The following is a 25009-nucleotide window of genomic DNA, read 5'->3' as shown; positions in this document are numbered from 1 at the left end:
CGTCGGCAGCGCCCATCGGGCCTGGCTGGACCCGATGCGCGAGAGCTATCTCGCCAGCGGTCTGACCCTGAGCGATCTCAGCACACGCGTGCGGTTCGCCAAGTCCAAGCTCTCCGAACTGCTGCGCGGTGTCGGTCTCTACCCCCCGCTGGGAGATCGTCTACTTACTGGCCACGGAGCTGGGTATGCCGAACTGGCCCCTGTACCAGCTGTGGTGCCAGGCCGCGCTCGAAGCCCACAGGAGCAGCGAGTGGGTCGACGACTGCACCGAACGGACCCCCATCCTGACCGCCACCCACACGGCCGCACCCTTGGATCACCGCGCGTTTCGCGAACTCGTGGAGCTGGACTACCACCTCTACGCCCAGGTCTTCCTCGACGACGACCGGCGTGACGCCGCTGTGTCCAACACCTTCGACATCCTCTGGCTGTCCTGGGACGATGCCCTGGCCAGCCAGGACACCCGCCGCTATGCCTGGAACGTCCTGCGCGCCACGGTCATGGCCGGCACCCCGCACCGGGACGGACGGCCCGAGCTGGGGATGGCCGCCTTCGACACCGCCGCCCTTCAGTCCCTCGCCGACCCGGCCGACCGCATGGACCAGATCGCCGAGAGCCTGAAGCTGTTCGCGGCCATGAGCCGCCTGCCCGGCAGCCAGCTCGATGTCATGGTGCTGCGCCGGCTGTTGAACCGCCCGCCCGAGACCGTCTCCGCCCTCCTGGGCGTGCCGCTGGCCGCCGTCCGCTCGGACGAGCGTCACGCCACCCGCTTCCTGGAGAGCGTCCTGTGCCCGCCGCCCCCGACCGAAGGGAACACCCCGTGACCGGCATCGAAGAAATCCTCTCCAGAGCCATGCTCGTCCGCGAGCGCACCCTTCCGCGCGACATCGTCCACGCAACCGCCCCATCGTCCGCACCCGATGCCGACCACACCGGCCACGGCTCCCCGGGCGTTAGCCGCCATGCGGCGGCTGAGGACCTGCGCACTCTGTGCGAAACGCTCGTCTCGCACACCCCACCGGGCACCGTAGCCAAATTCGTCACCGACCAAGTCCCCGAGCCTCGTGCCGCCCTGGTCCTCGCTTGTGTCCTGCAGCTCACCGACACAGACGAAGGCGCCCGCTTCTGGTGGCAGTACGCCGCCGGCGCCGGACACGCAGCCGCCGCCTACTGCCTCTACCTCCACCACCTGGCACTGGGGGAGAGGGACACCGCCGACTTCTGGCACCGGCAGACCGACGACGTCCAGCCCCCACCCCAACCCCCCGCGTTCGACGACGGCGGCACCTGGCACCCGGCAGAACACCGCATCACCAGCACGACCACCACCCACTTCATGCGGCTCCTCGGCAACCTCGCCAAGCAGACCGTCCGCTCCCGGCCCGCCGGACTCAGCAAACTCATGGCCTACATCCCCACGGCCGTCACGGCCGGCTACCTCCGTGAGCCCGACACCGAGCTCCCGCTGCCCGGCCACGAGTTCGCCCGCCGCATCAACAGCCTCCTTGCCGCAGCCGACCACCCCTCCATCTGGGCCAGCCGCCCCAGCCGCCCCACCCCCGGTCCGTACACATCCCCGGACACCAGAGCGGTCGACCGTGAGCACAGGCAGACCACCCCCGAGCAGATGGGCACCGCGAAACGCTGAACACCACAGAGGGGACGGGGCTGGACACACCACGAGCCCCGGAGGCGAAGCCGCCCCTGGGCCCGGCATTTCAAGCCTCTTCGCACACGCTCCGGACTGCCGGACTTCAGGCCGCCAGGACGTCTCGCAACTCACGCACGGCGAATTCGCGGTGGTGCTGGGCGGGGATCGCTTCGTACAGGTCCTGTGCGCGGCGTCGTACGAGTCCGGTGCGGTAGCCGTCCGGCAGCGCGGTGAGCGCGGCGACCGTACGGTGGCACGCTTCTGCGCTGTCGCCGTCGTGGTGGGAGCAGGCCGCGCTGTCGATGTGCAGCAGGGTGCGCGTCATGGTGCTGGTCGGCGCGGACAGCTCCAGCGCCCGCTGCTGGCTCTCGTGAGCGCGGGCCGTGTCTCCGAGCGTGGTGTAGGCGTGGCTGAGGTGCACGTGATGCTTCTGCTCGGAGTAGGTCAGCCAGGTGTCCGACCGCTCGCCCTCGGGGAGCCGTTCCATGAGGGCGTCCGCGTCCGCGAGCGCGGATCGGGCCTGCTCGCTCTGGTGACTGAGGGCGTAGGCGCGGGCGGCGACGGCGGCTGCCAACACCGCGGCGGCGGTCGGCCGGTTCCCGGCAGCGTGGCGGGCCTGGTCGGCGAGACCAGCCGCAGCCTTCGGGGCGCCGTAGTTGAGCGGGACCATCGCCTCGCGCGCCCGGACCCAGGCGTACAGCTGGCCGTCGCCGGATTCGGAGGCCGCCCGGGCGGCCGTGTTAAACCAGGCGCGGGACTCGCGGCGGCTGCCCAGGTCGTGTAAGACGATCGCGGTCATCCCGGCCATTTGCCCGGCTGTCCGGCACAGCCGCGCCCTTACCGGTGCGGGCTGCGGGACGGTGAGCAGCGGGCGCAGGGTCGTGAAGTCGGTGACCAGGTCAGCCAGGACACGGGTGGGTTGCTGGCCGTGGTAGCCGTACCCGTAGCTCTCGGCAGCGGCCTCAAGGTCGGCCAGGTCCTGAGGGGCGTCGGGGGAGAGGGTCTGGTCGACATCGGTCCGGGCGGCGGTGAGGGCGGCGAGGGCCGGAGCGGTGAGGCCGGCGGCGAGCGCGCCACGCAGCAGGTTGCGGCGCTTCATCGGATCATCTCCATGGTCGGACTCCGTGCTGAGAGCGGCGGTGTCCTCCCAGGGTTGCGCAGCAAGCCCCAGGAGGGCACCGGGAATGCGCAGACCGTCGGCGATTCTCTCGACAGTTGCCAGCGCAGTGACCGATGCGGTGCCCCGGGCGATCTGGCTGACGCGATCGGATTTGAGCGCACACGCTTCGGCGATCCGGTTGAAAGAGATCCCCACGTCGTGGGCCATCGCAAAGACCACGGTGAAGTCCCGCTCGTACAGGGCCCGGACGAACCCGGGATCGGCCAGCAAATGGCGCGGCACTTGGGCAGGTGACGGCGGTAAGTCGTCGTCCACAAGTCCCCCTGAAATCCCGTGGAATGACAGTGCGTCAGCCCAACGACCATACCCACCGTGGGGGCCCCATGACGGGGTTATCGCCAGGGCTCGCCGTGGCTGTACTGGGGGGTGTTCGCGGCCGTGCCGTGAAGGGCCCGGCTACCAACCACGCAGGAGGATTCCATGCAGAGTCCCGCCACGCCCCCGCCCGCCACGTCCGGGCCGTCGACCGGCGGCCTGGTCCGCTCCCGCCGGGCCATCGTCGCCGCCCGGGGCCGCAACGCCATCCCCTCGGACGGCGGCGGCACCGGCAAGAGCGACGGCAACGACTGACGAGCGGGAGCCCTACGCGATGACGCACACGTCCATCGCGGCGTGCCTGGGCGAGGACTTCCTCGCCCAGGCACTGCACCGCGAACACCGCCACGTACCCGGCGCCCTCGACGTCGCCGGACTGATGACCTGGGACGACCTCAACAACATCCTCGGCAGCCACCGACTGGAGCCGCCCCGGATGAGGCTCTCTCGCGACGGGGAGACGCTGCTGGTCGGCGGCTACACCACGCCGGTGGCCACGCGCCGCCACACCGTGTGGCACCGCCTCCACCCGGCCGAACTGCACACCCGCCTCACCGAGGGCGCCTCCCTCGCCCTGGACAGCGTCGACGAACTTCACCCGCCCCTCGCCCGCCTCTGCGAAGCGATCGAGCGCGACCTTCGTACCCGTGTCCAGGCGAACCTCTATGCCTCGTGGACCAGCACTGAGGGCTTCGGCGTTCATTGGGACGACCACGACACCGTCATCGTCCAGCTGGACGGCGCGAAGCGGTGGCGGATCTACGGCACCACTCGCCCGTTCCCGCTGTACCGCGACATCGAGGATCCGGGCGAGGCACCCACCGAGCCGGTCGCCGACCTGGTCCTGTGGCCGGGCGACGTGCTGTACGTGCCGCGCGGCGTGTGGCACGCGGTCTCCGCCGACCAGGGCACCCGCTCCCTTCACGTCACCTGCGGCCTGCAGACCCACACCGCGACCGACCTGATGGCGTGGGTGTCCGAGCAGCTGCTCACGCACGAGGACTGGCGGCGCGACCTGCCCCTGCTCGCCGCACCGGACGTCCAGGCCGACGCCGTGGACGAGATGCGCAAGCGGCTCGCCGAACTGCTGGACGACCCTGAGCTGCTCGCCCGCTACCGGGCCGCCATGGATGGGCAGGCCGTCGGCAGGATGGTACCGAGCCTGCCGTACATCGACGGCGTCCCGGCCGACGGCGCTCTGCGGGTCCGGCTGACCACCGCCCGCGCCGTGCTGGACGTCGGCGAGGACGCGGTGACTCTGTCCGCCGCCGGGAGCACGTTCGGGTTCGCGCCCGAAGCGGAGGCGGTGCTGCGCCCGCTGGTCGACGGGCAGACCGTGGACCTGGCCGCGCTCGCCGACACGGCCGGCCTCGCCCTGGAGGACGTCGCCGGGCTGGTCCAGGAGCTCGTTGCCGGGCAGGCCGCGACGGTGGGGAGCCTTCTGTGACGGCACAGCTCGCTCTGGGCACCTACCGGTGCCGGGCGATCTCGGAGGCGGCCGCCCGTGCGGCCGCCTCCGGCGCGCAGTGGATCGACACCGCCCCCAACTACGCCACCGGCCGCGCACAGACTCTGCTCGCCCCGGCCCTGGCCGCCCACCCATCGCTGCGGGTCTCCACGAAGGCCGGCTACTTCACCGCGGCCACCGGTGTTGAAGCCGTGCACGCCGGTGCCCTCACCGAGGACCAGGCCCCGGCTGGGCACAGCCTTGCCCCGGACTACGTGCGCTGGCAGACCGGCCGCAACCGCGAGCAGCTCGGGCGCGACCGGCTGGACCTGGTCCTGCTCCACAACCCCGAGCGCGCCCACCCCGGCGACCGCCCCGCCCTGCACTGCGCGATCCGGGCCGCGTTCGTCGTCCTGGAGGAAGCCGCGGCGGCCGGGCATGTGGCCGGGTACGGGATCGCCACGTGGGCAGGCCTAGACGAAGAGGCGTTCACGGTGGGGGAGCTGCTCGCCCTGGCCGCCGAAGCCGCCGGCGGGCAGAGTCACCACCTGGTCGCGGTCCAGATGCCGGTCAGCCTGGTGATGATGACCCCGATCACGCAGGCCCTGGACGGGCGGGGCCCGCTCCCGGCCGCCGCCGATGCGGGGCTGCGGGTGATGGCGTCCGCGCCGCTGCACGGCGGTGAGCTGCCCGGCATGGTCGACCAGGAGCTCGCCGACCTCATCCGGCCCGGCCTGACCTCCGCACAGGCGTGCGTTCTGGCGGTCGCGTCATGCCCAGGAATGACGGACGTCCTCATCGCCGCCTCGAGTGCGCCACACTGGAGGGAGGCGGCCGACGCCGTTGCTCACCCCTCCCTGACCGCCGCCCAGTTGCGGGAGATCACTGGTGTACTCGCCTCCCCCTGACCCGGACACCGAACAGCGCATGCGCGCCCAGCACGCCCGCGCCGCGAAGGCCCTGGACGTGCAGATCGAGCCGGGCTCGGAGTTCTGGGGTTGGGCCGGGCGCACCCTGAGTGCCCCGGCCCGCACCGCCGCCGGGCAACCGGCGTGGCTGCGGCTGGTGTCCGCGCCGGAAGACAAGGCGTCGGGGAAGCTGTGGGACGGTGCCCTCGATGCCCAGCATGCCTTCGGCGACCTCGACGGGCACCGGCCCGCGCTCCTGGCCGTCCACGACGCCTTCGACGTCGGCACCGCCTACCGGGCGGAGCTTTCGGTGCGCGTCGATGAGCCGGTCCTGTCCGGCGACCCGGTCCTCCAGCAGGACCTGCAGCTGCCGGACTCCTGGTGGGCCGACCTCGCCGGGACGCTGGAGAAAGTGGCGGCCGTCGACACCGGCCGCATCGCTGTACGGCAGCAGTACATGAACCGGGCCATCCCCGAGTTCGTGGGCATCCCGGCCCCGGCCGTGCCCTGCTGGACCACCGCCCACGCGGACGTTCACTGGGCGAACCTCACCTCGCCGCTGCTCCTGCTGGACTGGGAGGGCTGGGGCCGAGCTCCGGAAGGGTTCGACGCCGCCACGCTCTACGCCTACTCGCTGCTCCAGGAGGACGTCGCCACCCGCGTCCGCGACGCCTTCCCTGTCCTGGGCAGCCCGGCGAGCCTCGCCGCCGAAGCGACCGTGTGCGCCCAGCTGCTCCAGACTGTGGCCCGCGGCGACAACCTCACCCTCGAAGGCCCGCTGCGGGGCTGGTCCGAAGAACTGCACCGCCGACACACCCACTGAGGCCTTGCCCGTGCGGCTACTTCGTCGGCGGCTCGCTCTTCTTGCGCGCCCGGGCTTCTGCCGCCCTGTCTGCGCTTTTCTGCCGGAGGGTGAGTTCCCTCAGGCAGATCTTCATCGCGTCGTCGTTCAGACCCATGTCGGTAATCTGCCAGCGGTACGGCTCGTACCGGTCCCGCTCCCAACGCGCCATGTGGTTCACGATCATGTTGCCGAAACCGGTCGGATCGCTGTTGAGGTCGCCGGCGTGGGCGTGGCGGATGAGATCGAAGTCCAAGAGCCGCTGACACGCGTCTTCCCAGGGGTTCCGGCGCATGCCGAAGTCTTCCTCGCGGGCCTTCCCGTACAGGTAGACCCCCAACTCGGTGTGACTTTTGCGGGCCCACTGACTCAGTGCTCGCAGGATCAGCCAGGTGGCGATCTCGGTGGGGTGAAGGACCTGGACCCACCCGTTGAGAAAGAAAGTGGCGGGGACAGTGACGGTCTTGACGGACCATACGTTCCTGGGCACGACGTACGTGTCGGCCGTCTGGTAGCTGCCCCGGCCGGTCTCCTTCATCAGTGTGAATCCGACGTACTGCCGACGCCCGCCGTTCTCCGCCTGGGGCACGGTGACCAGGGCACGCTCGGGTCCGAGTTCTTCCAAGGTCCGCAACGCCCCCTGAATCTGCCGGAGGCGCAGATCGCTTCTGGTCCTGCCCTGCTTGGTGTCACGCATGTACGTCTGGGTGCGGGTGTCGTATGCGCCGTCAGTGGCGATGAAGTCCGACCACGAGCCTGGCCCCCTGAGCGGGCGGCTGTTGGTCCAGGTGGCATCGACGGGCAGCCGACATTGCGCATCGAAGAGGGCCAGCAGGTAGAAACGGAGCGCGATCCCCTGGGACTTGATCAGGTTCACCAGCGGAGCGTCTCCTTGCTTCTGCTGTATGAACTCCAGACGCAGCACGACGTTGTCCGGCTTGAGGCCGACCGACCACGTGTCCTTGAGAGCCCGGTTCGCCATATCGACGGCCTTGGTCTTGTCCATCTCGCCCAGACGCCGCAGCCGGCGGCGGTTCGTCTCCTGGGTGTCTGCCATACGTCTAGTTACCCCGTCTTGATGGCAACGTCTTGATCCACATAAAGACACCCTGATCTAACTAACTAGATGTCTTAAATGTGGATCAAGACGTTTTCGTGACTTCGCCGACGACTCCACTGGGAGCCGGAACATAGAGACATGAGCTTCCGTCAACGGGGCTCAGCGGCAACGCCGTTCGCGCGAACGCGAACGGCCCCGGGGTCCATCCGGGGCCGCGCCACTCAAGAACTCGGCACTCAAGGAGTCCTACATGGGCAACCGTACGTCAAACAAGCAGCCCGAGCGACTGCCCCAGCGGTGGGCGCTCATCTTTACCGGGGCCGTCGTAGCGGGAGCGATCGTCTTCGCTCTCGCCGGACCGGCGGCCGCGCTCGGTGCGGTGGGAGCCACCGTGGTCGGCCTTCACACGTTGGTGGCGTAACCGAGCCCCCGGGGGCGTCCCACCAGGGGACGCCCCCGCTTCCATCACGATCACGAAGTCGGTGTCGCCCGCGCGTTCCGCGCGGGCAGTACCTCAAGGGCACCAGTCCCATGCTCAAAGTATCCACAGCCCTCTGCTCCAGCGCCGGAAAGTATCCACAGGCGAACCGTTTTAGCGTCGTCGTCCGGCGTGGGTGTCCGCTTCCGGCGGCACCGTTGCGCCCCACGCACACCCGGCACGAAGGGCGTTGGACGGCATGGCGCAGACGAAGTTCGACAAGCAGGTGGAGGAGAACGCCGAATCCCTCATGTTCGGCATCGGCCGGGTGCTGGCCGGGCGGGACCTGGACGGCGTGAAGCGGACCGACGCCACGTTCTGGCGGCCGGCCACCCGCGTCCTGCCGAAGGTGGAGGGCCGCGTACCCCGCCGCTCCTACCGGGCCGGGTGGCAGCGTCTGTCCTTCCGCCTGGTGCTGGGGGCCGGGGTTGTCGAGAGCGGCTATCTGCTCAGCCGGGATCCCGAAGCCACCGCGCGGACCTTCCAGGACCTGTGGGGGAACAGGGACGTCACCCTGGCCACGCTGGAGACGGGCGGGATCGGCGCGGCTTCCGCGATGGCCGTCGGCGGTGTCGCGTACGGGCTTCTGACCCGTGAGCGCCGGGAGTTGATGCGTGAGTGGGTCGTCCCGCTGCACGAGGCGCTCACGATCCCGCTGGGGATCGCGGAGCAGACCGCACCGCGCCGTTACCTCCACATCCCGAAGAACTTCACCGACGACGACGCCCAGATACGCGTCGACCTGCCCACGCACCTGCGGTTCTCCCGCGACGTGGTCGCCGATCTCATCACCCAGAAACTCGCCCTGGAGGGCGTGACGTTCTCCTGGCACCCGGCCGGACGCAAGCCGTACGTGCTGGTGAAGAAGACCCGCAAGCCCCCGGTGAAGGCCGCCTTCAAGGACCCCTTGGTGCGCGAGCTGGTGGCCAGGGCCAAGGAGTCCGCACCGGTCATCGGAATCGGGTCCAGCAACCGGATCGTCTCCGTCGACCTCGACGCCGACTCCCCGCACATTCTGGTCAACGCCTCCACCGGCGGCGGCAAGTCGGTGACCCTGCGCTGCATCGCCTGCCAGATGCTCCACCACGGCTCGCTCGTGTTCGTCCTCGACTTCAAGCGGATCTCCCACCCGTGGGCGCGCGGCATCCCGGGCGTCACCTACTGCGCCGACATCGCCGACATCCATGACCAGCTCATCGAGCTCGGTATGGAAGGCCGGCGCCGTACCCGGGTCGCCGACGAACTCGGCATCGACGCCGACCCGCACGCCATCGGTCCGCGGCTGCTGATCCTCCTCGAAGAGATCAACGCCACGATGAAGCAGCTGGCCCGCTACTGGGAGAGGATCCGCGAGTCCGGCGACCCGAAGGTCTCGCCGGCCGTCGACGCGCTCAACGAGATCCTCTACATGGGCCGCCAGCTGCGCATGCACGTGCTCCTGGTCGCGCAGTCCGCGACCGCCCGCGCCCTGGGAGGACCGGAAGTCCGCGAGCAGTTCGCGACCCGCATCCTGGCCCGCTACAGCGTGAACGCCTGGCGCATGCTCGCCCCCGAGGTCCACCCCGCCCCGAAGTCCACCAAGCACCATGGGCGCGCCCAGGTCGTCATCGGCGGTACCGCCCGCGAGACGCAGGTGCTGTTCTTCACCGAGGCCGAAGCCCGGGAGTGGGCCACCACGGGCAAGGCTGCCCCCGATCCGAAGCGCGCGGCCCTCCCGACGCAGCTGCAGAAGCCGCCCGCGCCCGACGCACAGCCCGCCACGTCCGCTGACCTCCTCACTGACGCCTGGAGCACCGCACCAGCCGCACCCGAGCCGACCCAGGCCGCCGACCGCGACTTCCTCGCCGACGCCTGGAGTATCGAGCCCCAGGCCCCGGCCACCGACCCGGGCGGCGGCGCAGCCGACACCACTACGGCGATGTCGCTGGCGAACTCGGCCGTGGTCGACGACGACCAAGCGGTGGGGCTGCGCCAGGCCCACGAGCACCACCTGCCAGAGATCACCCTCGCCGCGCTGCGCTTCGCCCGCGCCAACGATCCGTCCTTCCCGGACCCGGCGGGCAAGCGGGGCGCCGAACTTCTCTACCGCGTCGGCGACCTCAAGCGCTGGGCACGTAACCGGCCCCGCGCCGCCTCCGGCACCACCGACCTGGGCTGACGACCCTGGGCCGTCAACTCGAAGCGGCCCTGTCCGGTTTGGCCGACACGATCCCCCGCACTGGAGAACAACCGGTTCACCGGGCACAGCACAGAAAGGGAACACCGCACCATGACGAACACGACCGCCCTCCCGAAGGTGCTCCGCCTCACCGACCCCGGCCTGCGTGCGCAGCTGGAGGCGCTGCCGGCCTCTGCCGCACTGATCGGCATCAGCACCGACGGAACGGCGATCGCCGTCGACGTTGACAACGCGCCGCACATCCTGGTCTGCACCGGCACCGGCGGCGGCAGCACGACCATCCTGCGTACCCTCACCGCCCAGTTCCTGTACCAGGGCGCCCACGCCCTGCTCCTCGATGCCACGCGGATCTCTCACCTGTGGTCGAAGGAACTGCCGACAGTGACGCACCGCGGCAACGTCGCCGGCATCCACGACGCCCTGGTCGGCCTCGCCACCGAGCTGAAGCGCCGCACCAACCTCGACGGCGACCTCGACGACGTGCCGCGCCTGATGGTCGTCTTCGACCGGGCCGACGACACCCTGCGGCACCTCGCCCGCTACTGGGAGACCTTCCGGCAGGAGGGAGACCCCGAGAAGTCCCCGGCCATCACCGCGCTCGAGGAAGTCCTGTACGAGGGGCGCCAGGCCCGCATCCACGTCCTCTACAACGGCCGGGCCTCCGGCGGCGGCCTTACCCCCTCGGCCCGCGAGCAGTTCGCCACTGTGGTCCTCTCCCGGGTCAGCGCGGGCACCTGGCAGCGGCTCGCCCCGATAGCCGGCCCCGCCCCGAAGCACACCGCGCACCCGGGCCGCGTCCACGTTGTCCAGGACGGCACTCCCCACCAGACGCAGGCGCTTCTCCTGACCGACGCCGAAGCCGCAGACTGGCTCACCGCCACTGCGGCCGGAGAGATCTGACTCCGAGTCGGACACCAACGGGCCCGGGGATCAGCCGGCACATTCCCCCGGGCCCGGCGTGCGGAGTCGAGCTGTTCACCGGGCCGGAACGCTCGGTCGAAGGCATTCGTCGGTCAGGGGGCCAGGGCCTCGACCGTCGTACGAGGGTGGGAACAGGAGTCGGCCTGTGTTGTCAGTGGGGCGGGGCACACTGGATGCCGTGACAACACCCGATGTTCAGGGACTGGAGCGGCTGGAGAGCGCCGTCCTGGACGACGCCGCCTCGCTTGCCTCCGCGCTTCGGCTCTGCCTGATGTTGGGCGGCTACGCCCACCATGAGGAACTGCGGGCCTGGGCACTCAAAGAACTGGAGGGGTACGCGACGGCCGATGAGCTGCCCTCGTACCGGAAGGTGCCGGCTGCGCTCGAGATCACGGTGAACTTCAGCCTGCTGGGCACCCTCCTTCGGAACGAGATCCGACGGGTCAGCCCCGGTCAGCTGCCCCAGCACGCTCGTGATCGCGGCATCGGGGAGAGCGCACCGCTCCGGCAGGGAGTCCGAGAGCTCGAAGCCATTGTGGCCCGCAGCGACAGTGTGGTGCGCCTATGCCCGCCCGGCTCGGCTGAATATGTCCTTCTGATGACGGAAGAGCAACACCAGCTGGGAAACGAAGAGGCTGACATCACGTCCTTGCACTGGGACGTCTCCGTCGCAGGCATCGAGGGCGTCCTCGATCACATCAGAACCCGTCTGACCCGATTCGTCGCGGAAGTGAGAGCAGCCATGCCGCCAGGCCAGCAGAACCCCGACCCCAACCAGATCAGTGCGGCCGCGCAGCAGGCCCTCAACATCACAGGAGGCGACGGCTCCACCTTCAACATCGTCGCGCCGAACGCGAAGGCGGACCGCGGCGCCACCGCGAGCGCCAACGTCAACGAACCCGCGCCTGCAGCTCCGCAGCCCTGGTGGCACCGCACCACGGTTATCTGGGGTGCCCTTGCCGCCGTCGCCGCAGTGGCTGGCGTCATCGTCACCGTGGCTATGAGATGAGACCCCGCCGAAGCCGCCTCGACCGGCTACAGCGTGCTCTCCGAGACGAGAATCGCCCGCTCGCCCCGGTCCTGCGGGAGGTGATCATGCTTGGTGGGGACACGCATTCCACAGCACTGCGCACGTGGGCTCTGCACGAGCTCCAGGGCTACGAGAACAGCGACGTGCCGATCCCCGACTACCGACGGATCCCCGCACCGCTGATGATGGACTACGCCGCCGGAATGGGCATTGTCACCGGCCACCAGGTCAGTTACTTCGAGCTGCCGGACTTCGCACAAGACGACCTCGGCGACGAACTCCGGCTCGGCATCGGAGTCCACCAGATCGAGTCTCTGATCGCTTCGCATCGCGACCGGACCGTACACCTCGGCCCTCCCATGGCGGCTGGCCTGGCCCAGTTGATGAGCCAATCACTGGGCAGACACATCACCAGGCTGTACTGGTCGGTCCACGTCTCGGCCCTGGAAGGTGTCCTGGACCAGATCCGCACACGCCTCGTCCAACTGGTCGCCGAACTGAAGGCCGCGATGCCACGCGGCCAGCAAGACCCCACACCGGATCAGGTGGACCAAGCCCTCCAGCACATTCCCAGCATCAACATCACCGCAGGCGACAACTCTTCCATCAACGTGACCGCACCCGTCGCGATCGCCAACCAGGGCGGCTCAGCGAGCGCGAGCGCCACCGAAGGGGATCAACGAACGATCTTCCACCGACCCGCACTCCTGTGGGCCATCCTGACGGCTTTTGCAGCGGCGACGGCGATCACTGCATGGGGCCTGTGGCTCTGACACCCTGCCTGTTGAGTCGGACGGCCATGAGGACGGAATTTCCGGGGGCCGTGGAGTCCCCTCCCCTCCGACCTGACACGCCACAGAAAAGGCAGGGCATGGGCGTGTTGATCCCGTTACGCTCCTGGGATGGCTGACAAGCGTCCTCCGGGCACCCTGGGCGTTGACCTGCGTAAGCCAGGGTCGCGTTCCTGTGGACTGTGTGGCGAGGTACGCGAGATGACAAGGGCGCATGTGCCGCCCCAGACTGCTGGCAACCGGGACAAGGTGACCTGCGCGACCGTTCGTGTCCACAACCAAATACGCAGCAACGGCCGGCCGACCGCTGGGGGAATGTGGCTGCGGGGCCTATGCGGCGACTGCAACAGTCTCGCGGGGTTGCACTACGACACGGCCTACGGCGACTTCACCACGGCGCTGCACACCTACGCCCGCACATCTCCGCGCCTCCACCTTCCCCGGCCCGACCCGGCTCCGCCCGTGCGTCTCGCACCAGGACGGGTCGCACGGTCGATCCTGATCGGCATGTTCGCCACCACCCCCCACTTGCGCGTGATGTTTCCCGGCCTCGCCAACGACCTGCGGGAGCGGCGCGACCACATCACCATGCCCGACGGAGCCACACTGCGCATGGCCCTGTATCCCTACAGAGGAACGCGCCTGGCCAGCATGTTCAACGGAATCAGGGTGCTGAAGGCCAGACAGCATTACGACGTCTTCTCCGAGGTCTATTTCCGGCCCCTCGCATGGGCCCTCACTCCCAGCGGCCGCTGGTACGACGAGGACATGGGCGAGTCAGTCTTCGACAACCCCAGATGGGCAGTGGTGGACGACTGGCTCCAATACGGGGAGGACGTGACAGCGGCGGACTTGCGTAACCTCTGTCGTCAGGGGGTCCCCCTCATAGGCCACCCTCTGCTCGGGGGTGACCAGGACGAATGGGTCCAGTTCTTCAGCGACCAGGTGACCGCGATCTTCGAAGGGGCGATCCCGGCGTAAATCCCCAAATTTGACTGCCGTCGGCGTCCCTTGGGGTCCGTCACCGCCCACCTTGGGCGCAGGTTCGTCTGACGGTCGGTGACACCGGGCTGGCCCCTTATCACCGCCGACCGTCTGCTGAGTCTTTTCGCCCCGTTCTGGTTGTCAGTGCTGACCCGTACCTTGAAAGCAGCGCCTTTTACGCATTGCTACCGGGTGGGGGACATCTGTGGCGAACGGTGTATGGCATTCCGGCCTTCAGCGGATTCTGGAGCTCGACAAAGAAGACCTTGGCCTGGGCACCTGGCCAGGCGTGGCGGGGCTGAAAGAAAGCCTGCTGCGGCCGGTGGCCGAGAGGGATCGGGAACTGCTTGTCTGCGTGGAGAGCAGCCGGGGACGTCAGTGCAAGGCCGAGCTGAGCGGGGTCAAGAGCCCTCACATGTATGTGCGCAGGCACCGCGGCCCCGATGGTGTTCTGCGGTTGCGCGCTGTCCATCTCCCCACCGTTCACGAGATGACGCCGGAGGAGAGCGACCGGCACAAGGCCATGAAGGACTTCCTGGCACGCACCGCACAGGCAGCCGGTCTTGAGGTCTATGTGGAGAAGGCCACCAAGATCAGGACGTCCCGGCCGGACGTGACGATCGTCGGGGCCGGCGGTGTGAGCCTGGGATGCGAAGCGCAGTACTACAACGCCAGCGCGGGCACCGTGTTCCGGCGCTCGAAGGCCCACGCCGACGCCGGGCTGGCCGCCAACTGGATCACCCACGATGACAGGTTCCACCTCATCGACCGGTCGAACTGGATGCTGACCAGGCCAGTGACCTGGCGGGAGATCAGCAACGCGGCCGACCTCGTACTCGTGGGCGGCTTCCGCTCGCTCGTCGAATGGCGGTGCACGGCGAGTGCTGAGCGTCCCTGTCCGAACAGCCGACTGAAGACAGGCTGCGGAAAGGTGCACCTTCAGTGGGACACCCCTCGCCGACTGGACGACGAAGGCACGGGATGGACCGGCCATGAGGGCAACACACGAGGCATCACGGTCGGCCAGACTCTGGTCGCCGCGGCCACCGGCAGCGTGGCGCCCTTGTTCGTTTCATCACGCAAGGACCAGCGTTCTGGCGCCTACATGTGGGTCTCCACAGACGACCGGACCAGGTGGACCGACTACCGGAGCGAGGAAACCACCCTCCTCGAGGAACAGCAGCTCGCAGAAGAAGAGATCCACTTCTCGGGTAACGACGCGGACACGGAATGCCACTTCGGCGACGACACCTGGTTCCCCGGCGCGCCTCTGGAGCGCCGCGGCGTCTACGGCGTGGAGCTGACAATCACAGCCGACGATCCCGCACCTGCCCGAACCTCCACTCCAACTCTCGACACTCACATCGCCGATGAATCCTGCGCAGTCCGACATTCCACAGCCCAGAACGTCCCGCAACCTCGACCAGACGGCCCAATCCCCTTGCTCGACGAAGAAAGCCCCGCACCAACCCCTGCGCGTACGAACCCGCCCACACACCGGCCCGGCCCAGCTACGCCAGCTCCCACGTCGCACCCCCTGATTCCCGCCCAGCCGCCCGCACCGGCTGCCGAAACGGTCGAGCCCGACTCAGCAGCCACACCAGCGGCCGCCCCCGAGGCCAGCACAAGCCGAACCGGCCTGCCCGCATCCCTGATTGCCTTGCAACAGGCCGCCGACCTCGAACGCCAGAAACTGGAACTGCTCGACCGCCACGACGAACGCACTCGACAGCGCCGGGCCTGGTGCGACGCGGCAGCCACAGCCCAGGACGCCGTCACCCGCTACGCCCGAGCCGAGGGCCTGAACCGTTTCGAGGTCGCGCAGGAGCTACGGCGTACCGTGGGGGAATTCCGCAACCACGAAGAGTCGGCCCGCTGAGCGGTGCCGACTCTCTGGGGCAGTCTCATGGGTGTAGCGGTGATGGCAGTTGAGGGGCGGTACACCATGTTTCCGCTCCACTGCCTTGAGAACGGACCTCCGATCCTTCGGCGGCTGCGCGGCAGAACCTTCGACGCTGATTTATTTCGCTGTCTCGGCACAAGATTTAATGGTCTCGACAGCACGCCGATTCTTCAGCATGGCTGTTTTGGCGTCGTGTTCTTTTGACATCTTCAAGAAGGTTTTAGTTGTATTCTCTGACTTGACGATTTGCCCGCCGGATCGTACCCATGTCACTCCGTTTCTGTCGACGAAATTGATCATCCCTATGGATGTGCTGGAATTAACTGGTTCCTTGATGGGTGTCGAGTCGGATGCGTGTCCTTCTGTGACATCCGACGCGGAGATTGAGATGCGTGAACAGGGCTCGATCGTGCCAATAATCACTGCGTAGAGACCGAACTGATTCCAAAATTTCCATTTTGGATCTCGATAATTAGGTGTCAGGTCCGCTTGCATTACAGATATGTAGATGAGTGTCTCTGTAAGCGGGTCAGCGGAACGATTTACGACGTGCATCAAACCTTTCTGGTCAGTCCAGTAGTTGACCAGTGAGGCCTGGACCTTCTCTTCCCTCTCTGCGTCTTCCTTTGACTGAGCCAGGGTTGCACTGGCGACTCGTGCGTCGTAGTAGGTCGCCGATGCGGTCAAGATTAGCCCGGCAGCACCGACGAAAATTCCTGTGATCGTTCCCCATTTCCCCCAGTCCACACTGCGCCACCAGCTGATGAAGGAGCGCATCCGATTCTCCGGAAGACTCTCCTCCACTTGTCGCTCTCGTTGGCGGACGCGAATAGGTTGAGGGCGTTGGCGGGCCAGGCGGATCCTGGTTCTCCGGTCGGTGCTATTGGTTGACATCTCCCCCACTTAGCTATTTGTTCATGTTGCATTGATATCTAGGTGAAGCCGCTATGAATTTTTTTGACGCTGCCCGGTCCAGACCGAGGTAACCAGTTGCTGGAGTTCGTCGGCGGTGGGCTTCCCGCGGCGGCCCTTCGGGTATTCCGTTGGCAGCAGGACCGGGACCCTGCCGGGGAAGACGAGGACGTGTGGCGGTCTGTGTTCGGGAGGCGTGGTGGGTGTTGCGGCGTTGATGGTGTCGGTGGTGGCGCTGGGGGTGTCCGGGTGGGCGTCGTTGCGGCAGTTGAGGTTGGCGCAGCATGCCAACACGCTGCCGGTGCTGGTGGATCTCTTCCGTGAGCATCGCAGTGCCCGTCTGGCCGGGGCGCGGCAGTTCGTGCATGAGCGGCTGCCGGGCTGTGATCTGTCGGCAGGACTGGACGGGGTGCCCGAAGCCGAGCGGGAGTTGGTGCGTGAGCTGGCCTGGTTCTACGACAACCTGGGCGCTCTGGTCGCGCATGGTGTGGTGGACATCGAGCCTGTCTCCGGGTACCTGGGCGGGTCGGTGGTCTCGGTGTGGGAAGGGATGCGGCCGCTGGTAGAAGCGGAGCGGGCCAAGAGGGCGAGCAACGCCATGCCGGATCCGAACCGCTGGCAGGAGTACTTCGAGAACCTCTACCACCTGGTCCGTGAGATACCCGCAGACCAAGCCCGCGCGCGGACCGAGCTGTGGCGCCTTCCGCGCCCATGATGCCCGACGCGGTACTGCTCCAGGCGTTCACGCTGCCCAGCCTGCGGCTCCTGCCACGACAGACGACTGGTCACTCTCTGCCAGTCCCGGGATCCAGATGTTCCCGGATCTGTCGGTAGAGGTCGGTGACCGGGGTTGGTGGGTTGGAGTGGTGGGCTGCGAAGTGGGAACCGACGCGGGGCTTGCTGCGGCCGTGCTCCTTTTTGGCCTGTTCGTACAGCTCGGGATCGAGCTCGGTGAGCAGGGCTTCGAATTCGCCGCCCTTGTTGCCGTCGGTGCCGAATTCGCGGGCGAAGGTGAACACGCCTGCTTCCTCCCAGTAGTCCTTCCAGCGGGTGCACTTAGATCGATTTTGTCCTTTGCTTTTGTGATCATGTTCTTGTCTAGCTATTTTAAGGCAGGCGTAGCTTCCTTGGTGGAGGTTTACCGTCGGCTTAATCATTTTCATCCTCGTCTTTATCAAGTTAAGTACTCTTTTAAGTTATTCCGACTACAAATCATGAGATAATTCTTCTATATTTTCCCAAATTTACTAGATTATTTACCAATGAATCTTTCTCGAGTACTGTTATTTTCAACTCCTGCAATCTCTTTTCTCCTCTTTCCTTTCCTCTAAGTACATCCTCATCCCTCAAGTATCTCAACCTACCATCTCATTTTATAGCTCCCTACATTTCATCTTTTTTTTACTCCTAATTTTCCTCATTTATTTTATCATTTTTCCTAACTTTCAATATCTATAACCTCTCCATTTTTCTTTCTATCTCCCTTAATCTGCTTCTCATTCTTTATTACCTTAATCTTCGTACACTATTCTCATCCCTTCTTCCATCCTTAACTATCTCCTTTATTACTCTTCTTCAAATTCTTTTCTTCTCCTTTCTCTTACCAACATTACCCTACCTCTCCTTATCCTTAATCGCATATCTTACTTTCACTTTCATCATCCCCTATTTACATACCATTTCCCCAATTTCATTTTACTTATCTCCTTCCTTTCTAACAATCTTTAACTACTCCTACTCACCATTAATTCCTACTCCTTATTCTTTTCTATTTTTTCTCCTTATAACCTTCTCCTTCTTTATTTTATCACATTCATCAATTTCTTATTCGTTAATTTAGAATTCTACTTCTTAAATACTCTTACCTTATCCTCTTTTTCCTTTCCCTCATATTCTTTCTTTATTCATTACAATTTTTATATCTCAACCCTTCCATATATCCTTTGATCTTCTTTACATCATTTATCAGACACCTGTTAGTGTTTCTAATATCCCCGTTTTTTAAAAATATTTGTTAGTACTTTATCCTACTTTTAATTATTTCCCTTTCTTTCTATTTCCCCCCTCATTTTCATATCATATTTTTTTATTTTTCCCACTTCTCTCCTTTATTACATTTTTTTTCTTCTATACTATCATTCTTTGTTACCATTTTCCCCCCTCATTTTCACTCTATTACTCTACTTCTTACCCTACCTATTTAATTCTTCATTTCTTCTTATAACATTCACCTCACTCCTAATCTCCTTCTTCCCCTATAACTAATCACCCTACTCATTACCTTCCCATTCCTTCCTATTCTTCTCTAATATTTATACCTTACTTCACTCATTTTATTTTTAATACTATCCTCTCCTACATCACCTACCACATCTTTATTTCAATATAACTTTATTTCTCCCATTAATCCTCCCTACCTCTCTCATCTCGACACTCTAATCCTCCTCTCACACCAAATCCCTTTTTCCACTCAAATCCAACTTTCAAACCACCTTTTATTTCCTTTTTCAAATTCTCTCACATCTATCTTTTCCCCATCCCTCCTCAATACTCTTAATCATTTTCTTACAATCATAATTCCTTCCCCTCTAACACTCCTATTCCCCTCAACTATTTCAATTTTCCTACCTCCCTACTTTTAACTTATCACCATTTCTACTACATCATTTTCTCCTTACTCCTCTGTAACTTCTATTATCCCTTTACTCATTTATTTTATTATTTTTCTTTCCCCTATTTTTCTAACCCCCCTCTCTCACAGCTATTTAATATTCACTATCTATTCTTCCCTCTCACTATTATTATCTTATAATTTATTCCTTCTTCATCTCCTTCTCCCCCTTCTCAAATTTTTCTACACTACACCTGACTTATAAACTCAGTCTATATCTTCTTCCATTCCTATCTTACAATCTTCCTACCCTCCATCGCCCTCTTCTGCTTCCATTTTTCTTTTTCCAGTCTATTCTGTGTTTAGTTACCATCATTGTCTTCCACTCTTTTTCCTCTATTCCTTTATTATATCCTAATATACTATTTATTCTCTTTCCTTCTAGATTTCTTCTTTACCTCAATCTTTTTAATCATAATTTTTACCCCTCCACCTACATTGTTAATCTCTACTACTTTCTTCTATTATTTGTTGTTTCGAGCGATCACACGACTTTGAGTTTTTATTCTCCTCCCTCATATTTTTCTATCTTCCCTATTCATCATCACCATTTATCATTCTTCATCTATTTCCTTCTCTTTCCTTCAAATTACTCCCCATCCACTTCCTATATTCTTCATACCTTCTTTTTTTCTTAAATATATTCAACACCATTTTCCCTTCTTTTTACTTCCTAACTTCTTCATCTTCTCATTCCATATATATTTAAAAGTACCTTTGTCCCATTTTACTTTACTTTACTTTCTTTAACTTATTACTATATTTTACAATTCTCCTATCCTTACTCCTCTTCTCCCCCCCATCCTAATATATCTTGATTATTTCTCTCTCTTAACCCTTTAAACTTCCTCGTATCTTATCCCTCTAGTCCTTCCTCTACTTTAACTTATAGTCTTTTATCCTATATATCCTCTTCCTACTTTTACATATACTTACAGATCATTGATTCTTTTCTTTTTTCGTCTTCCGTCTCTTGTATTTCCATTACCCCAGCCTTCTAGTTCCTCTTAGACTCCTAGTTTTAAGTCTCTCGTACTATTCGTATCCCCCTCAAAGACTCCTTTCCCATAAAATTATTCATTTCTCATCCAAACTATTATTAATTGTATAAATTCTTAATGCAGATACCTTTCTATATTATCTTCTAACATTTTTTCTTTGTATTACTCTTTATACCCATTCCTCCTTCTTGTGTAAATTCCCATTCTTGATGGATTCTTTCATAACTTATATTCCAACTCTTCCATCTCATATTATTCTGTCACCTTTCCTTCTTACTTTATAAAACTTAATTACCTCATCTATCCTCATTCCTTTTATTAATTAATACCTTATAAATACATTTTTTCCTCTCTAACATAACCCTCTTTCCATTCCTCATTACTTCCTATCATCCATAATATTATATTCTTCCTCATATCACTCTCCTATTCTCTTATTAATTTATTTCTAACCCCTTCCTATCCATTCCATAATATTTTTTTTATAAATTATTTCACTCTCCTTCTTCTTTACTCTCCCCCCATACCCCCATTATTCCTCCTCCTATTTATCTACCTTATAATTACCTATCTTATTACAAAATTATCCCCCTCCATCTTCACTTCATTACCATCATTAATTTCTTATTTCTTATCCTCTTCCCCTAAATCAACACCAAAATTTCTCATTCCCTTTCATATCTTCCCTTATTAATTCCTTAAAACTTTAACTTAAAATTCAATCTTTCCTTCCTATTATTTATTTCTCTCATTCTCAATCCCTCCCCTTAAATTCTTTTACCCTTACTCCTTTCCTTATAATAACATCACATCTTTAATTATTTTATTCTTCACCTTCACTATTCTTTTCTCATCACACTCATTATATTATCTTATCCCCATCCTACAATCCAACTTTTTTCAATTCCTCTAATCATCTCATACTTTACCTATTGATACATAACTCATCTTTTACATTTTCACTTTACATTTATATACCACCCTATCTTATCACACCTCTTCAATTATATTCTCCATTTCAAAAACTCATATTTAATTACTCCTACGTAACCTCTAAAACTCCCATTCAATAATTCCCTTCTCTTCCTCATTATTTTATTTAAACCCTTCTTCTGTTTATAATTTTCTACAATATTCCTTCTCCTCCCTTCTCACCCCCTATTTTTTCCTCCATATCCATTTTACACTTCTCCCATTCCCTCATCCTTATCTTCCTAACCTTAACCACTAACAACTCTAATTACATGTCATACTTCTTATCACATCTTCTTATTCCCACTTCCTCTATTATACCCCCCCACCCAAACTTACAACCAAACAGCATATGTCACTCACTCTCTACTTCACTATCACTCAAAAAATTTAAATCTATGCCACCACTCCTGCCACACATCCTTCCCCCCTTTACATTACAACTAAACTCTTATACTCTATATAGTATCTCATACTCCCCACCTTCCCCACCCCTTCCTTTAATCCTTTATTAAAAATCTTCCCCCCCCCACCCCCCTTCCCCCTCACCACTCCCTCACTTTCCACATTCATTTCATTCTCTCTATATATAATATTTCTTCTCTCTTATTTTCCTTATCCTATTCTCTACTTACTTTCACATTTTTCCTTCTCTACCCCCTTACCTCCTCTTTCAAATTTAAAAAATTTTTTACAACTTCCCCTTATTACTCTTAACACTCATAACACATCTCTTAACTTCATTCATTTAATCACTACAATTCCACATAAACCTTTTCAATCCCTCTCCTCTCTTACTTCTCCTTACCCTCTACCCCCATTCTCCTCTTCTTAATATACTCCCCTTCTACTCCCAAACTACTTAATTTCCCTACCCCTACCATCTCTAACCTTCTTACCATCCCTCCATCCCCTCTGTCCTCTTTCACCCCCCCCTCATACCTTCCTCTCACCTCTTCTTAGTAATTAATATCCTCCACCATTCCTCTCCTTCCCCTCCTTCCCACCCCTCTCCCCCCCCTCCTACCTTCTCTAACTACAACCCTCCTTTACTTTCCTTTTCCCTTCACTCATTTTTTTCCGCCCTCCTATCCACTCCATTAAACCATTACATTATTTCTCTTCCACCCCCTAAAGCTTCAACAATTCACCATCACCATCCCCCCACTAACTATTTTTCTCATACCCCATCTACTTCTCCTTCATATTCTCCCTCCACACAAATTACCTCCCTCTCTTCCATATATTCTTTTACTTATACTCTTCATTACAACCTCTATTAATTCTCTATATTCATTTTTCCCATTTCCCTAACCTTCCATAAACTATTATATTTTCACCACAATTCTCCATTCTCCAACTCTCCCCTCTATATATCCCCCATTACCTACCCCTTCCTCTCTCTCTTTCCTCTCCTTACCCCTTCTCATTACCCACTTTCATACCATCACTTAAATAATCACTACTAAAAATCTATCTCATCCCTCAACCCTCTCCCCAACTCCACACATAACATCCTCGTCATCCACCAACACTCGCTCCCATTCAAAATTCCCACTAACTTACAACTCTAATAACAATTCTCATCTCATAACTCAAAACAATTATTCATACCTCCTTCCTCATACTCCACCTTTCCCCCTAACAACTCACCATTCTCCCCAAATATCCTCCTTTATCCTTTACTCATTTTTCCCCATACCTACTTCACCCACCCCAAATCTCTACCCCTCCCTCTCCCCTCATATCCTCCACCCTTTATCAATCTCTCCCAACCCACATATATTCTCCTTCCACCCACTTATCCTTAAATCTCTCCTTCTCCTTCTATTCCTACACCCTTCCTATTCTCCTCCCCCATATACCTCCACCCCATCCACCTACCCCCATCTCATCTCTTACCTTCCTACCTTTTCTCAATCTATAATTTCCAATTACCTCTACTACATTCCTCATCCCCTTAACTTCCATTCACTTTTCTTTCTTTTATCCTTTATTTTCATATTATCTTATACCCTTTTCTCATATCTATTAATACTATTCTACTCTCTAACATAAAATTTTACGCTTACGTCCTTCATAATCACTCAACTTTATTTTTCTTCCTGTTCTTCTAGTTCAGTCTCTGTGTCTTCCTCATTATTTTCATCATATATTTATCTAAATTCTCTTATTTTCTTAATTTTTTACTCTTTTTTATCTCCTATTTCTCATTTTCTCATGTCTTTCTTATATTATGATTTTTTTCTTTAACTACTTCCTTTTAATTATTTTTCATAAACTATCTCTTTTAATTTTTATTACTTTAATTTTTTTTAAATTTATATTCATATTCATTCCCCTTAACACTTCTCATATCTATATTTCTAATTCGATTCTAACTTTCTTATCTTTCATATCTTATATAATACTACCTCTACTCTCTCCCTTTACTTTCTTTTTTTCCCTTATACCTATTCCGATTCAATATACTTACTAAATCTCCCTTTCAAAACAAAATCTATATAATCTCTTTTTTATACATATTACTATTACCATTACTTATCATATTTCCCAACTTTCTCACTATTACATTTATCATCTCCCTTTCCCCTCATCTTATTCATTTCCTCTAATTCTACTTATCATCATATATAATACATTTTACACTATAACTATAATACTTTCTTGTATACCATCATTATCCCCAAAACTCTCATAACTATTTAACTTCCTTTCTACTCCATTAATCCCTCCAATCTCTTCCTTTCCTCTCTCTACTATTACTTTCTATATCACACCTCATTACCCATTCCATTACATCCACATAACTACTTACTCTTCTATTCCCATACACTATTTATCACCATATTTCTTTTCTACTTTATTTAACTCTTTTCCCCCTTATTCCTATTTAATACTACCATCTAATCCACTTCACCCTTTTTCTCATACCCTACCTTTTTCTATTCCAATTATTAAACCACTCCACTCTTTTCATCATATCTTCATCTATTTCCTTAACATTATATCTAACTAAACTTTACAATATCCTTTTTTCTCATCCTCTCTCCTCTCCCCATTTTCTTTATTATTCCACCATATCTTTAAATCCTACCTATTAATCCATCTATTATAAACCTCCTCCCCTCCTAACTAACTTCCTTTCATCATCAATAACCTCCTCCTCATTCTTATCCTTCCCTTAAACAAATTCTTACCTCACTATCTTCTCATCCACCTAATCCTCATACTTACTCCATTACCCCTTCATAAACTTACTTAACTCATCCCCTCCTTTTTCCCCTCACTCTTCTTACTTCTTATCACCTTTTTCCCCCTTATACTCCTACTCTCCATTCCTTATTTTTATTTTCCCCTTTCCTCTTTCCAACCCCCCAAATTTTCAAACTTTTCATCCCAACTCCTCCCCTCTCTTAATTTTATCCTCCATTCCAACTACATTACCTCTCTTTTATTACATCTTTTTCATATCCTCTTAACTCTACTCCTATACTACCACTACAATTCCTCTATACCCCATACATTTTCATACCCCTCTCATCCTCATACATATAACTTTCTATTCTATCTTTCATTTTTTTTCCACTCACTTCTCCTCTATACCCATTTAATCTACTCATAACTAATCCATATTCCCTTTTAACAAATACTTCACCTTTATTCTATATTATACTTCTCATGATCATATTACTTTATCTTTCTAATTTTCATTATTCCCCACCCTTTATTTTTTATTATTTCCCCAATTCACCTTATCTATTC

At 58.0% G+C, this 25009-nt stretch carries 18 protein-coding genes; 14 read left to right on the top strand and 4 right to left on the bottom strand.

Translation table 11 applies throughout. From position 1 onward, the window contains the following. Window positions 1–185: 185 nt before the first annotated feature. Window positions 186–824, top strand: coding sequence for a sigma-70 RNA polymerase sigma factor region 4 domain-containing protein (locus H4687_RS45215; protein ID WP_225968454.1), 639 nt, complete (start codon window positions 186–188; stop codon window positions 822–824). Then, the gene (locus H4687_RS47865) at window positions 821–1648 is read left to right on the top strand and encodes a hypothetical protein (RefSeq protein ID WP_046916116.1); all 828 of its coding nucleotides are present in this window, start codon (window positions 821–823) and stop codon (window positions 1646–1648) included. The genes H4687_RS45215 and H4687_RS47865 overlap by 4 nt, the downstream gene beginning before the upstream one ends. Window positions 1649–1754: 106 nt before the next feature. Here the strand turns inward: H4687_RS47865 and H4687_RS45205 are convergent, their stop codons facing one another. Beyond that, window positions 1755–2750 (bottom strand): hypothetical protein, encoded by a 996-nt coding sequence (locus H4687_RS45205; RefSeq protein WP_225968453.1) that lies wholly within the window; start codon window positions 2748–2750, stop codon window positions 1755–1757. A 501-nt stretch (window positions 2751–3251) separates the two neighbouring features. On the opposite strand from H4687_RS45205, the gene H4687_RS45200 reads away from it, so the two are divergent. Genes H4687_RS45200 through H4687_RS45185 form a run of 4 tightly spaced genes read left to right on the top strand, consistent with a single transcriptional unit; the run spans window position 3252 to window position 6324 of the window. Then, on the top strand, window positions 3252–3401 hold the full coding sequence (locus H4687_RS45200; protein ID WP_167358666.1) for a hypothetical protein: 150 nt from the start codon (window positions 3252–3254) through the stop codon (window positions 3399–3401). Between the two features lie 19 nt (window positions 3402–3420). Further along, entirely contained in the window at window positions 3421–4593 is a 1173-nt protein-coding gene (locus H4687_RS45195; protein ID WP_046916099.1) for a ribosomal protein uL16 3-hydroxylase, read from the top strand. Continuing rightward, entirely contained in the window at window positions 4590–5501 is a 912-nt protein-coding gene (locus H4687_RS45190) for an aldo/keto reductase (protein ID WP_046916098.1), read from the top strand. Before H4687_RS45195 ends, H4687_RS45190 begins: the two co-directional genes overlap by 4 nt. Window positions 5502–5520: 19 nt before the next feature. Further along, window positions 5521–6324 carry a hypothetical protein gene (locus H4687_RS45185; RefSeq protein ID WP_225968452.1) on the top strand — a complete coding sequence of 268 codons (804 nt, stop codon included), beginning with the start codon at window positions 5521–5523 and terminating at the stop codon, window positions 6322–6324. A gap of 16 nt (window positions 6325–6340) precedes the next feature. Here the strand turns inward: H4687_RS45185 and H4687_RS45180 are convergent, their stop codons facing one another. Then, window positions 6341–7399, bottom strand: a complete 1059-nt coding sequence (locus tag H4687_RS45180) for a hypothetical protein (RefSeq protein WP_046916096.1) — start codon at window positions 7397–7399, stop codon at window positions 6341–6343. 253 nt (window positions 7400–7652) lie between these two features. On the opposite strand from H4687_RS45180, the gene H4687_RS45175 reads away from it, so the two are divergent. The 7 genes from H4687_RS45175 (at window position 7653) to H4687_RS47225 (ending at window position 15664) form a co-directional block, all read left to right on the top strand. Next, window positions 7653–7823 carry a hypothetical protein gene (locus H4687_RS45175; RefSeq protein WP_159026176.1) on the top strand — a complete coding sequence of 57 codons (171 nt, stop codon included), beginning with the start codon at window positions 7653–7655 and terminating at the stop codon, window positions 7821–7823. 256 nt (window positions 7824–8079) lie between these two features. Further along, window positions 8080–10038, top strand: coding sequence for a helicase HerA domain-containing protein (locus tag H4687_RS45170; protein WP_046916115.1), 1959 nt, complete (start codon window positions 8080–8082; stop codon window positions 10036–10038). Between the two features lie 111 nt (window positions 10039–10149). Beyond that, on the top strand, window positions 10150–10959 hold the full coding sequence (locus tag H4687_RS45165) for a hypothetical protein (RefSeq protein WP_050399381.1): 810 nt from the start codon (window positions 10150–10152) through the stop codon (window positions 10957–10959). A 199-nt stretch (window positions 10960–11158) separates the two neighbouring features. Then, window positions 11159–11989 (top strand): AbiTii domain-containing protein, encoded by an 831-nt coding sequence (locus H4687_RS45160; RefSeq protein ID WP_159026175.1) that lies wholly within the window; start codon window positions 11159–11161, stop codon window positions 11987–11989. Beyond that, a complete protein-coding gene (locus H4687_RS45155) occupies window positions 11986–12783 on the top strand; it encodes an AbiTii domain-containing protein (protein ID WP_159026174.1) in 798 nt (265 codons plus the stop codon). Before H4687_RS45160 ends, H4687_RS45155 begins: the two co-directional genes overlap by 4 nt. A 378-nt stretch (window positions 12784–13161) precedes the next feature. Then, window positions 13162–13782, top strand: coding sequence for a hypothetical protein (locus H4687_RS45150; protein WP_159026173.1), 621 nt, complete (start codon window positions 13162–13164; stop codon window positions 13780–13782). Window positions 13783–13990: 208 nt separating this feature from the next. Continuing rightward, window positions 13991–15664 (top strand): competence protein CoiA family protein, encoded by a 1674-nt coding sequence (locus tag H4687_RS47225; protein ID WP_225968451.1) that lies wholly within the window; start codon window positions 13991–13993, stop codon window positions 15662–15664. Between the two features lie 141 nt (window positions 15665–15805). On the opposite strand, the gene H4687_RS45140 is transcribed toward H4687_RS47225, so the two are convergent. Next, complete coding sequence (locus tag H4687_RS45140) at window positions 15806–16465, bottom strand: hypothetical protein (protein WP_159026172.1); 660 nt, start codon at window positions 16463–16465, stop codon at window positions 15806–15808. Between the two features lie 331 nt (window positions 16466–16796). Here H4687_RS45140 and H4687_RS45135 point away from each other — a divergent pair, with 331 nt between their 5' ends. Next, window positions 16797–17315 (top strand): DUF4760 domain-containing protein, encoded by a 519-nt coding sequence (locus tag H4687_RS45135; RefSeq protein ID WP_159026171.1) that lies wholly within the window; start codon window positions 16797–16799, stop codon window positions 17313–17315. Between the two features lie 70 nt (window positions 17316–17385). Here H4687_RS45135 and H4687_RS45130 read toward each other — a convergent pair whose 3' ends face one another. Further along, on the bottom strand, window positions 17386–17619 hold the full coding sequence (locus H4687_RS45130; RefSeq protein ID WP_192781850.1) for a hypothetical protein: 234 nt from the start codon (window positions 17617–17619) through the stop codon (window positions 17386–17388). Window positions 17620–25009 lie beyond the last annotated feature (7390 nt).

Source organism: Streptomyces stelliscabiei, from assembly GCF_014873495.1.
Classification (GTDB): domain Bacteria; phylum Actinomycetota; class Actinomycetes; order Streptomycetales; family Streptomycetaceae; genus Streptomyces; species Streptomyces bottropensis.
The sequence above is the reverse complement of the archived record's forward strand: the minus strand, read 5'-3'. Positions and strand labels throughout refer to the sequence as shown.

Excerpts from the sequence above, each read along its gene's own strand:
- H4687_RS45215 (WP_225968454.1), top strand. The coding sequence starts at position 186 with ATGCCGAACTGGCCCCTGTACCAGCTGTGGTGCCAGGCCGCGCTCGAA.
- H4687_RS45205 (WP_225968453.1), bottom strand. The coding sequence starts at position 2,750 with ATGAAGCGCCGCAACCTGCTGCGTGGCGCGCTCGCCGCCGGCCTCACC.
- H4687_RS45200 (WP_167358666.1), top strand. The coding sequence starts at position 3,252 with ATGCAGAGTCCCGCCACGCCCCCGCCCGCCACGTCCGGGCCGTCGACC.
- H4687_RS45195 (WP_046916099.1), top strand. The coding sequence starts at position 3,421 with ATGACGCACACGTCCATCGCGGCGTGCCTGGGCGAGGACTTCCTCGCC.
- H4687_RS45185 (WP_225968452.1), top strand. The coding sequence starts at position 5,521 with ATGCGCGCCCAGCACGCCCGCGCCGCGAAGGCCCTGGACGTGCAGATC.
- H4687_RS45180 (WP_046916096.1), bottom strand. The coding sequence starts at position 7,399 with ATGGCAGACACCCAGGAGACGAACCGCCGCCGGCTGCGGCGTCTGGGC.
- H4687_RS45175 (WP_159026176.1), top strand. The coding sequence starts at position 7,653 with ATGGGCAACCGTACGTCAAACAAGCAGCCCGAGCGACTGCCCCAGCGG.
- H4687_RS45170 (WP_046916115.1), top strand. The coding sequence starts at position 8,080 with ATGGCGCAGACGAAGTTCGACAAGCAGGTGGAGGAGAACGCCGAATCC.
- H4687_RS45165 (WP_050399381.1), top strand. The coding sequence starts at position 10,150 with ATGACGAACACGACCGCCCTCCCGAAGGTGCTCCGCCTCACCGACCCC.
- H4687_RS45155 (WP_159026174.1), top strand. The coding sequence starts at position 11,986 with ATGAGACCCCGCCGAAGCCGCCTCGACCGGCTACAGCGTGCTCTCCGA.
- H4687_RS45140 (WP_159026172.1), bottom strand. The coding sequence starts at position 16,465 with ATGCGCTCCTTCATCAGCTGGTGGCGCAGTGTGGACTGGGGGAAATGG.